Source organism: Streptomyces sp. 6N223, assembly GCF_052246635.1.
Lineage (GTDB): Bacteria > Actinomycetota > Actinomycetes > Streptomycetales > Streptomycetaceae > Streptomyces.
Map to the genome: position 1 here is coordinate 1 of NZ_JBQQCA010000099.1, position 10041 is coordinate 10041.

Genomic DNA, 10041 nt, shown 5'->3' on the forward strand with positions numbered 1-10041 from the left:
CCCCTCCTGGCCCCCAGGACTCAGGGGATGGACACGCCGTAGTGCGCCATCGCCTCGGTGATGGGCTGGAAGTAGGACGCGCCGCCGGTGGCGCAGCTGCCGCTGCCGCCGGAGAGGATGCCGATCGCGGTGTCGCCGGCGAAGAGCAGGCCGCCGCTGTCGCCGGGCTCGGTGCAGATGTTGGTCTCGATCAGGCCGGAGACGACGTCGCCGCCGTAGTTGACGGTGGCGTTCAAGCCGGTGATGACGCCGGAGTGGCAGCCGGAGGTGGCGCCGGAGAAGGTCACGGACTGGCCGACGGTGGCGTCGCCCGCGCCGGTGATGTCGATGGCGGCGCCGTTGCAGGTGACCTGGCTCGGGTGCGGGACCGAGGCGTTGGCGTACCGCACGAGGCCGAAGTCGTCGGAGGGGAAGCTGGCGCCCTCGGTCGGGCCGATGTGCGTCGTCATCGCGGCGTCGGCGTACCAGGACGGCAGCCCCGTGGCGCAGTGCCCGGCGGTGAGGAAGTAGGAGGCGCTGCCGGAGGAGACGTTCAGTCCGGCGGTGCAGCGCCAGCCCGCGTCGGCGTGGACGGCCTCGCCGGCGCGCAGGCGCGGGCTCAGCGTGCCGGGGGTGCGCTCGACGGTCGCGCCGGACGCCGTCAGGCGCGCGATCTCCTCGTCGGTGACGGTCTCGTCCACGAGGACGCGCACGGCGCCGGAGCCGGGCGCGACGCTCCAGGCGGTGCCGCCGATCTCTGCGGCGGCGGGCGCGGACACGCCGGAGGCGGGGGCGGCGAGGGCCGTGGCCAGCAGGGCGGCTACGGCGACCAGCGGCCGAGCCCGGCGTGCCTCACGTGATCGGGGTCTGCTCACGTCTCCATCTCCTTGGGGAGGTCACGAGGTCACGAGGTCATGAGGCCATGGGCAATGAGGTCATGTGCCTGACAACCCAGGCCAAGGAGGAGTTGCCCATGGAGGGAGGCGCGCACACGGGCAGGGGCTCAGAACAGGTCCAGGACGTCGCCCGTGGTGTCCTGGCCGCGCCGGCGCCGCACGTGGCCTCGGCGCACGGCGTACAGGGCGATCAGGCTCCAGCCGGTGGCGCCGCCGATCAGCATGCCGCGCTTGCCGGCCGAGTCGACCTTCTCCGCGTCCTCCAGCGGGACGGTGCCCTCGGGGTCACGGATGATCGCGAGCCTGTCCCCGATCTCGTACGGCGGCGAGGAGCCCTGGTAGTCCAGCGGCTCGTCCAGCAACCTGCCCTCGTCGGTGCGCAGCTCGAACAGGTGCCGGTTGCTGTCGGGGGAGGGCTTGTCGAGCCCGACGATCGTGACCCGCTCCTCCACGCCGCGCCGCTCCAACGCCGCCTCGGGGGCGTACTGCACCGCGCCGACGAGCACGAACACGCCGGGCAGGAACGCCAGGAGGCCCAGCCAGCTCGCGCGGTGCGCCAGCATCACCAGCAGGATGTAGCCCAGGCCCAGCATGGTGCCGGCCACGATCGGGATGCCGATGAAGCCCAGCGACAGGTACGACAGGGCCGCGATGGTGCCCGCGACCGCCCATGCCAGCAACGCCAGGCCCAGCGCCCGGCCGAACGCCCCCGCCGTCGACCAGATCACCGGCGGCCGAGCCGGCGGCCGCCGCCCCGCGGATGTGAGAGTCATGCCCGCCCCCTGTTCACGCTCGCCAGCCTACAAGTCCACCGCGCTCCTCCTCAGTCAGGAGTCCGGCGCCTGCCCGTCGGTCGCCGTGCCCCGCGCCCACTTGCCGCGGACGTGGCCGATGTGGCGTTCCATCAGCGCCTGCGCCCCCGCCGCGTCGCGCGCCTCGACCAGGTCGAGGAGCTCGTGGTGCTCCAGGGCCGACTCCTCCAGGCGGCCGGACTCCAGCAGCGGCGTCAGGCCGAACAGGCGGGTGCGCGAGCGCAGCTCGGAGACGATCGTGGACAGCTGGCGGTTGCCGGCGTAGCCCAGCAGCGCCAGGTGGAAGACGCGATCGGCGTCGATGTACGCCACCAGGTCGCGGTCGCGCACCGCCTCGACAATGGCGTCGGCCAGCTTCCGCAGCCGGGGGAAGTCGCCCTCCGGCACCAGCGGCACGATGTCGCGCACGGTCGGCGGCTCCAGCAGGATCCGCACGTGCGTGACCTCGTCCAGCTCCTCCTCCGGCACCACCCGCACCCGGTAGCCCTTGTTCGGCAGCGCCTCCACCATGCCCTCGCGCACCAGGTCGAGCATGGCCTCGCGCACCGGCGTCGCCGAGATCCCGAACATCGTGCCGAGCGTGGGCGCCGAGTACACCGCGCCCGGCTTCATCCCGCCCGAGATCACGGCCGCGCGCAGCGCGTCGGCCACCATCTCCCGCAGCCGCTCCCGCTTGGTCAGCGGGCGCAGCCCGGCGATCGGCGCGGCCGCCTCCGCCGCGTCGGGCGCCGCCATGTCCGCCGTGTTCATCGTCCCCGTCCCCTACCGCTCGCTGTTACGACTACGACTGCGACTACGACTACGACGTTCATACACGACATCGGACGGTGACTGCTCCCGGTGTGTCAGGTCGCGCACCCACGCCTCGATCTCCGCCGCCGAGATCGGCAGCGCGCCCGACAGCACCTCCGCGCCGTCGGCCGTCACCAGCAGGTCGTCCTCCAGCCGGATGCCGATGCCGCGCAGCTCCGGCGGCACGGTCTCGTCGTGGGCGTGGAAGTACAGGCCCGGCTCCACCGTGAGCACCATGCCCGGCTCCAGCGCCGCGCCCTGGTACGCCTCGTACGAGGCCTGGCCGCAGTCGTGCACGTCCAGGCCCAGGTGGTGCCCGATGCCGCAGACGAGGTAACGCCGGTGGTGCTGGCCGTCGGGGGAGAGCGCCTCGTCGACCGAGACGGGCAGCAGGCCCCAGTCGGCCAGGCCCCGCGCGATCACCTCCATGGCGGCGAAGTGGAAGTCGGTGTAGGTGTGCCCGGGGCGCACGTGCGCCGTCCCGGCCCGGTGCGCGGCCTCCACGAGGTCGTGCACCGCCCGCTGGGCGTCGGTGAAGGTCCCGCTGGGCGGCACGGTGCGGGTGACGTCGGCGGTGTAGAACGTCTCCGTCTCCACGCCCATGTCGAGCAGCAGCGGCTGGTCGGGCAGCACGGGCCCGTCGCAGCGCACCCAGTGCAGCGTGGGGGCGTGCGGGCCGGAGCCGACGATGGTGGCGTAGCCGGGGGCGTTGCCCATGGTGCGGGCGTGGCGGTCGAAGGTGCCCTGGAGCCAGCGTTCACCCCGGCCGCCGGGGGCGCGGACGGCGGCGGGGATGGCGGCGACGACGGCGTCGAAGCCGGTCACGGTGTGGTCGACGGCCTCCCTCAGCTGCGCGATCTCCCAGTCGTCCTTGATCATCCGCAGCTCGGCGAGCGCGGCGACCAGGGCCTCGTCGGGGGTCAGCCCGTGGCGGCGCATCAGCGCGGGGCCGGTGCCGGGGGTCGCCCAGCCGTCACGGACATCGGCCAGGGCGTCGTCGAGTTCGGACAGCGGCCTCACGGGGATGCCGAGGGCCCGGGACCAGTCCGCGAGGCCGGGGGAGGGGCCCACCCACAGCTCGCCGTGGGCGGCGTCGCCGAAGAAGCCCTCCTCGCCGGGGCGGGCCGGGGGCGGCGCGAACAGTTCGGCGCTGTCGCCGCGCAGCACCAGCACCGCGTCCTGGACGGCGCAGCCGGCCAGCCACAGGAAGTCGCTGTCGGGGCGGAAGTCGTAGGCCACGTCGTGGTTGCGGATCGGGGCGTGCCCGGCGCCGGCGACGACGGTGCGCGGCCCGGCGCGCTCCGCCAGCCGCGCGCGGTGGGCTGCGGCGGCCCGCGCCGCCGCCTCGGAGACGGGCGGCGGCACGTCGACCGTGCGCCAGCCGGTGGCGACGGACTTGGTGAACGCCGGGATCTCCGCGAGCCGGGGCAGCCTGGTGCCCGCGTACGGCGGCCGTGCGGCGGGGTTCATCTCTTTCCTCCCTTGTCGGCGTTGTCGGCCTTGTCGGCCGTGCCGCCTCCCTTGCCGGCTCCGTTGCCGGGTTTGGCGAGCCTTCCGTGTTCCTCGTTGCGGTCGCGCTCCTGGGCGCGGGCGCGCCGCGCCGCCTCCCACTCGGGGCGGATGCGGGGGACGGCGGCCAGCAGCGTGCGCGTGTAGTCGTGTCGCGGCGCGCGGAAGATCTCGTCGCGCTCGCCCGACTCGACGATCCTGCCGCCGTTCATCACCGCCACCCGGTCCGCGATCTGCCGCACCACCGCCAGGTCGTGCGCGATGAAGAGGTAGGTCAGGCCCTCCTCGCGCTGCAGCCGCCGCAGCAGGTTGATCACCTGCGCCTGCACCGAGACGTCCAGCGCCGACACCGCCTCGTCGCACACCACCACCTTCGGGCCCACGGCCAGCGCCCGCGCGATGCCGATGCGCTGCGCCTGCCCGCCGGAGAACTGCGCGGGATAGCGGCGGCTGTGGTCCGGGTTGAGGCCCACCCGCTCCATCAGCGCCCGGGTGAACGCCCGAGCGCCGCCCGGCACGCTCCGGCCCTGGTAGGTGAGCGGGGCGGTGACGACGCGTTCGACGGTGTGCCGGGGGTTGAGGGAGGAGTAGGGGTCCTGGAAGACCACCTGCACCTCGGAGCGGAAGCGGTGCAGTTCCCGCCCGGACAGCCGCGTCACGTCCTCGCCCTGGAAGGTCACGCTCCCCTCCGTCACGTCCAGCAGCCGCGCCACCAGCCGCGCCGTCGTGGACTTGCCCGAGCCGGACTCGCCGACCAGCGCCAGCGTCTCGCCCGCCCGCAGCTCCACGTCGACGCCGTCCACGGCGCGGAAGGCGGGCCTGCGGCCGAGCCCAAGACCCGCCCGGGACAGGGAGAACTCCTTCACCAGGCCCCGGGCCTTCAGAATCGCCTCGGTCATCGCTCGGCCCCCTCCCACGCCGTCTTCGTCGTCCGCAACTCGCCGACCTCGTCCTCCAGGCGCGGCACCGCGTCCAGCAGCGCGCGGGTGTACGGGTGCCGGGGGTCGGAGAACAGCCGCTCCACGGCGGCCCGTTCCACGCAGCGGCCCTCGCGCATCACCACCACGTCGTCCACCATCTCGCTCACCACCGCCAGGTCGTGGGTGATGAGGATCAGCCCGGCGCCCGTGTCCCGCTGAACCTCCTTCAGCAGCCGCAGGATCTGCGCCTGCACGGTCACGTCCAGCGCCGTCGTCGGCTCGTCCGCGATCAGCAGGTCCGGCTCGCAGCTCAGCGCCATCGCGATCATCACGCGCTGCCGCATCCCGCCGGAGAACTGGTGCGGGTAGTGGTCCACGCGGCGCGCGGCATCCGCGATGTGCACCCGCTCCATGGCCTCGATCGCGACCCGCCGCGCCTCGCGGCGCGTGGTGCGCGGCCGGTGCGCCCGGTACGCCTCGGCGATCTGCAGCCCCACCGTGTAGTAGGGGTTGAGGGAGGACAGCGGGTCCTGGAACACCATGGCGATACGGTCGCCGCGCACCCGCCGCAGCCGGCGTTCGGGCAGCGCGGAGATCTCCCGGCCCGCCAGCCGCACCCGCCCGGCGCGGCGGGCCTGCGGCGGCAGCAGGCCCATGATGGCCAGGCTCGTCATCGACTTGCCCGACCCCGACTCGCCGACGATGCCGAGCGAGCCGCCCGGCGGGAGGGAGAAGGACAGCTCGGACACCACCTCGGCGGGCCCGCCGGGCGCCGGGAAGGTGACCGTGAGGTCGTCCACCTTCAGCAGCGGCCCGTCGTTCGCGTCACTCGTGACGGCACTCATGACGACGTCACCCGCACTCTCGGGTCCAGCGCCGTGTACACCAGGTCCACGACGACGTTGCCGACGACGACGAAGAACGCCGCAAGCAGCGTGACGCCCATGATGACCGGCTGGTCGTTCTTGGTGATGGCGTCCGCCGTCATCTTCCCCACCCCGTTGAGGCCGAAGACCGACTCGGTGATCAGCGCGCCGCCCAGCAGCCCGGCGAAGTCCATCCCGAAGATCGTGGTGATCGGCGTCAGCGCGGGCCGCAGCGCGTGCCGGCGTATGACGAGCCGGCCCGGCAGGCCCTTGGCGCGGGCGGTGCGCACGTAGTTCTCCGACAGCGTGTCGATGACGTTGGCGCGCGTCAGCCGGGCGTACACCGAGGCGTACGCGAAGGCCAGCACGATCCACGGCATCAGGTAGCTCTGGAACCACAGCGCCGGGTCCTCGCCGAACTCCACCGCCGCCGGGAACGGCAGCCACTCCAGCTCCACCACCAGGACGTACTGGAGCACCAGCGCGAAGACGTAGTTCGGGATCGACAGCCCGGCCAGCGCCACCACCATCGCGCCCCGGTCCCACCAGGTGCCCTGCTTGAGCGCGCTGATCAGGCCGCCGACCACCCCGGCCAGCAGCCACAGCACGGCCGCGCCGACGGCGAGCGTCACCGTCACCGGCAGCCGGTCGGTGATCATGTCCCACACCGACTGGCTGTACTGGAAGGAGTAGCCCAGGCACGGCGCCGGGCAGTCGATGGCGCCGGCGCCCTCGCCGTAGGTGCGCCCGGCGAACAGGCCGCCGAGGAAGGTGAGGAACTGTTCGAGCAGCGGCCTGTCGAGCCCGAGGTTGGTGCGGATCTGGTCGATCAGCTCCGGGGTGCAGTTCTTGCCGCAGATCTGCACCGCCGGGTCGGGCGAGAGCACGAAGAAGACGCCGAAGGTGAACAGGCACACCAGCAGCAGGATCAGCACCAGACCGGCGAGCCGCGTCAGCAGGAATCGCGTCATGGACGGCATCGCGCTCACCTCACCCCGATCTCGGGCCCGAGCACGGTCCGCAGCCGGTCGCCGAGCACCGTGAACGACAGCACCAGGAGGAAGAGGAAGGCGCCGGGGATCGCGAAGTACGTCGGCACCACCGAGTACCAGGTCACCGAGGACGCGATCATCTGCCCCCACGACGGGGTCGGCGGCACCACGCCGACGCCGAGGAACGACAGGCCCGCCTCGGTGCCGATGTAGCCGGGGATCGCCAGCGTCACCATGACGACGATCGTCGAGCGCAGGTTCGGCAGGATCTCCCGGAAGACGATCGAGACGCTGGACGCCCCCGAGGCGCGGGCCGCCTCCACGAACTCCCGCCGCGCCAGCGACATCGTCTGCCCGCGCACGATGCGCGCCAGGTAGGGCCAGCCGAAGACGGAGATGACCACGACCAGCAGCACCGAGCGGTTCCCGGCGGGCAGCGCCGACAGCACCGCGATCATGAAGATGAGGGCGGGGAACGCCATGAGGAAGTCCATGACGCGCGAGATCACCCAGTCCACCCGCCCCCCGTGGAACCCGGCGAGCAGGCCGAAGACGACGCCGAGCAGCGTGGTCAGTGCGGTGGCGGACAGCGCGATCAGCATCGACACCCGCGCCCCGTACACGATGCGGGCGAAGATGTCGCGGCCGTTGCCCGGCTCGACGCCGAACCAGTGCTCGCCGCCCGCGCCGCCGAAGTCGCCCAGCGGCACGCCGGCGAGGTTCGGGTCGATGGCGTTCGGGTCGAACTCGTAGGGCCCCCAGCCGCCCAGCTTCACGATGAGCGGCGCGAGGAGGGCCATCAGCACGATCAGCAGGATGTACGCCGCGGACAGCACGGCGCCCACGTCGCGGGTCAGGACGCGCAGGACGCCGGGCGCGGAGGGCGCGGGCGCGGGCGCGCCGCCCGTGAGGGACGGCGCGCCCGGCTGCTCGTCTCCGAGCCCTTTTTCGAGGGGAACGGTGGTGGCCATCTCACTCCCGCTCGGGGTCCCGCATGCCCATCAGCACGAGGTCGTAGCCGCCGGTGGCCACGCCCGGGTTGGAGTGCAGGCCGGTGACGTTCTCGCCGGGGATGATGATGGTCGACTCGACCGCGAGCGGCACGATCGGCGCCAGCTCCATGACCTCCTCGTCCAGCAGGCCCCACTCCTCGTTGGCCGCGTCCAGGTCCTCCATCGCGCTGATCTCGTCGACGCGCTCGTTGATCCGCGGGTCGTCGATCTGCGCGAGGTTCGGGTTGCCCTTCTCGGTGATGTTGCGGCCGTCGAACAGCGGCGGGATGAAGGTGGACGCCGAGGACGCCCAGTCCGGGCACCAGCCGGTGATCGCGGCGTCGTGCTGCTGGGAGGGCGTGCCGATCGTCTCGTAGAACGTCGACACGTCGATGACGTTCAGCTCCACGTCGATGTCGACCCGCTTCAGCGCCTGCTGGATCGCCTCCGCCTGCGCCTGCATCTTGGGGTCGGAGCGGATGTCGAGGGTCATGGAGAAGCCGTCCGCGACGCCCGCCTCCGCGAGCAGGTCCTCGGCGGCCCGCACGTCGCCGGTGTGGTCCTGGCTCGGGTAGAGGTCGTAGTCGCGGTGGCCGTTGACGGTCGAGGGCAGGATCGTCGTGGCGATCTCGGCGAGCTGCGGGCCGCCGCTGGCGGTCTGGACCGACTGCTTGTTCACGGCCAGGTTGATCGCCTGCCGCACGCGGACGTCGTCCAGCGGGGCCTTGGTGGTGTTCAGCCCCATGTAGGTGAGGCACACGCCCGGGAAGCGCATGGTGCGGCCCTCGTACTGCGGGCCCTGGATGCGGGCCAGCGTCGCCGGCTGGATCGCCCAGGACACGGCGTTGACGTCCGATCCCTGCTGGGCCAGCAGCCGCTCGTCGATGGTGGCCGGGTCCAGGCCGATGACGAACTCCCAGCGGTCCGGGTACGCCTTGCGCACCTCGTCGGTGGCCGGGTCCCAGGTCTCGTTGCGGACGAGCGAGATGGAGCTGCCCGGCTCGTAGGACTCCAGGTCGTACGGGCCGGAGGAGATCACGTCGTTGATGAACTCGTCGCCCGCGCCCGTCCCTTCGGGGAAGGGCACCATGTTCGGCTGGGCCACGACCGAGCTGAACTCGGGGAAGGGCTTCTTGAGGTGGAAGACGATGGTGCGGTCGTCGGGGGTCTCGATCGTCGGCAGCGGGCCGTCGCGGTAGGGGCCCTCATATCCCTCGGGCGCGTCGATGACCTGCTTGGCGTAGGGGGAGCCGATGCCGATCTCCGGGTCCCAGTTGCGGGAGATGCCGAACTTCACCTCGGCGGAGGTGATCGGCGTTCCGTCGGCGAAGGTCACACCCTCCTTGAGGGTGAAGGTCCAGGCCAGGCCGTCCGGGGAGGGCGTGCCGAGGTCGGTGGCGAGGTCGGGGACGACCCCCGAGGGGTCGTCGGAGTTGCCCGGCGCCGAGGTGGTCAGCGTCCGGTAGATCAGCCGGTAGAAGTTGTTGACGCCGCCGTCCCAGCCGCGCGCGGGGTCGAGGTAGGAGAAGTCGTCGGCCATCAGCCGGTACAGGGTGCCGCCGCGGGCGGGCGTGTCGTCGAACGATCCGCCGCCCGCGCCGTCGGGACCGCCGCCGCTGGAGCCGCCGCCGCACGCGCTCAGCGCGAGCATGGCCACGGCGCCGGCGGCCGCCGCGGCCTTCGCGAGAAATGATCTCTTCACTGGCTGGGTCGTCCTTTCTGGAACGGCTAGAACTGGCGGAGCCACACGCGCATGGCTCCGGGCTGCCGGTTGCCCCACAGGAAGTACGGGACGAGGCGCACCGGCACGCGCCCCGGCGCGGCCGGGACCGGGTCGAGGGAAACCTCCGGATACAGCTCGCCGCGCGGGGGCGGGACCGCCGCCAGCGTCGTGGCCAGCACCGGGATGGGAACGCCGAAGCTCGCGTCGTCCGTCGCCTCGCCGACCGCGCCGAGGTCGGTCCGGGAGAGGACGAGGTCGTCGACGGGGGCGCCCGCGTCCTGCTGCTCGACGCAGTAGACGAGCGGGCCGCGCAGCAGCGCGAGCGAGCCGCGGGTGGCGTCGAGGTAGGGGTGCGAGCGGACTGCGCGCGGGCGTAGGGGGAGGTCGAGCACGACGCGGTCGCCGGGCGCCCAGGTGCGCTCCAGCCGCAGCCAGCCGGGGGCGGTGTCCTCGGCGGGGCCGTCGTTGACCTGCACGGTCGCGCCCTTGGCCCAGGCGGGCACGCGCAGCACGAGGGCGGTGCCGGGGGCTCCGCCCCCGGACCCCCGGCCGCCCACACC

Annotated in this window: 9 protein-coding genes and 1 pseudogene; all 10 read right to left on the reverse strand. The window is 72.8% G+C overall.

Annotation, left to right across the window (positions count from 1 at the left end; all coding sequences use genetic code 11):
• Positions 1–20: 20 nt before the first annotated feature.
• Positions 21–854, reverse strand: coding sequence for a S1 family peptidase (locus tag ACTWQH_RS32035; RefSeq protein ID WP_443290326.1), 834 nt, complete (start codon positions 852–854; stop codon positions 21–23).
• 128 nt (positions 855–982) lie between these two features.
• On the reverse strand, positions 983–1648 hold the full coding sequence (locus ACTWQH_RS32040; RefSeq protein ID WP_443290327.1) for a hypothetical protein: 666 nt from the start codon (positions 1646–1648) through the stop codon (positions 983–985).
• A gap of 54 nt (positions 1649–1702) precedes the next feature.
• Positions 1703–2437, reverse strand: a complete 735-nt coding sequence (locus ACTWQH_RS32045) for a GntR family transcriptional regulator (RefSeq protein WP_443290328.1) — start codon at positions 2435–2437, stop codon at positions 1703–1705.
• A 12-nt stretch (positions 2438–2449) separates the two neighbouring features.
• The gene (locus tag ACTWQH_RS32050) at positions 2450–3949 is read right to left on the reverse strand and encodes an aminopeptidase P family protein (RefSeq protein ID WP_443290329.1); all 1500 of its coding nucleotides are present in this window, start codon (positions 3947–3949) and stop codon (positions 2450–2452) included.
• On the reverse strand, positions 3946–4887 hold the full coding sequence (locus ACTWQH_RS32055) for an ATP-binding cassette domain-containing protein (protein ID WP_443290330.1): 942 nt from the start codon (positions 4885–4887) through the stop codon (positions 3946–3948). Before ACTWQH_RS32055 ends, ACTWQH_RS32050 begins: the two co-directional genes overlap by 4 nt.
• Positions 4884–5753 carry an ABC transporter ATP-binding protein gene (locus tag ACTWQH_RS32060; protein WP_443290331.1) on the reverse strand — a complete coding sequence of 290 codons (870 nt, stop codon included), beginning with the start codon at positions 5751–5753 and terminating at the stop codon, positions 4884–4886. Before ACTWQH_RS32060 ends, ACTWQH_RS32055 begins: the two co-directional genes overlap by 4 nt.
• Positions 5750–6745 (reverse strand): ABC transporter permease, encoded by a 996-nt coding sequence (locus ACTWQH_RS32065; RefSeq protein ID WP_443290334.1) that lies wholly within the window; start codon positions 6743–6745, stop codon positions 5750–5752. Before ACTWQH_RS32065 ends, ACTWQH_RS32060 begins: the two co-directional genes overlap by 4 nt.
• A 14-nt stretch (positions 6746–6759) precedes the next feature.
• Positions 6760–7737 carry an ABC transporter permease gene (locus ACTWQH_RS32070; RefSeq protein ID WP_443290332.1) on the reverse strand — a complete coding sequence of 326 codons (978 nt, stop codon included), beginning with the start codon at positions 7735–7737 and terminating at the stop codon, positions 6760–6762.
• Between the two features lies 1 nt (position 7738).
• A complete protein-coding gene (locus ACTWQH_RS32075) occupies positions 7739–9460 on the reverse strand; it encodes an ABC transporter substrate-binding protein (protein ID WP_443290333.1) in 1722 nt (573 codons plus the stop codon).
• A 26-nt stretch (positions 9461–9486) separates the two neighbouring features.
• Positions 9487–10041, reverse strand: a pseudogene (locus ACTWQH_RS32080) (hypothetical protein); the annotation flags it as partial.

Bases quoted from the DNA above. Each gene is read 5' to 3' on its own strand.
- ACTWQH_RS32040 (WP_443290327.1), bottom strand. From the start codon at position 1,648: ATGACTCTCACATCCGCGGGGCGGCGGCCGCCGGCTCGGCCGCCGGTG.
- ACTWQH_RS32045 (WP_443290328.1), bottom strand. From the start codon at position 2,437: ATGAACACGGCGGACATGGCGGCGCCCGACGCGGCGGAGGCGGCCGCG.
- ACTWQH_RS32050 (WP_443290329.1), bottom strand. From the start codon at position 3,949: ATGAACCCCGCCGCACGGCCGCCGTACGCGGGCACCAGGCTGCCCCGG.
- ACTWQH_RS32055 (WP_443290330.1), bottom strand. From the start codon at position 4,887: ATGACCGAGGCGATTCTGAAGGCCCGGGGCCTGGTGAAGGAGTTCTCC.
- ACTWQH_RS32060 (WP_443290331.1), bottom strand. From the start codon at position 5,753: ATGAGTGCCGTCACGAGTGACGCGAACGACGGGCCGCTGCTGAAGGTG.
- ACTWQH_RS32065 (WP_443290334.1), bottom strand. From the start codon at position 6,745: ATGACGCGATTCCTGCTGACGCGGCTCGCCGGTCTGGTGCTGATCCTG.
- ACTWQH_RS32070 (WP_443290332.1), bottom strand. From the start codon at position 7,737: ATGGCCACCACCGTTCCCCTCGAAAAAGGGCTCGGAGACGAGCAGCCG.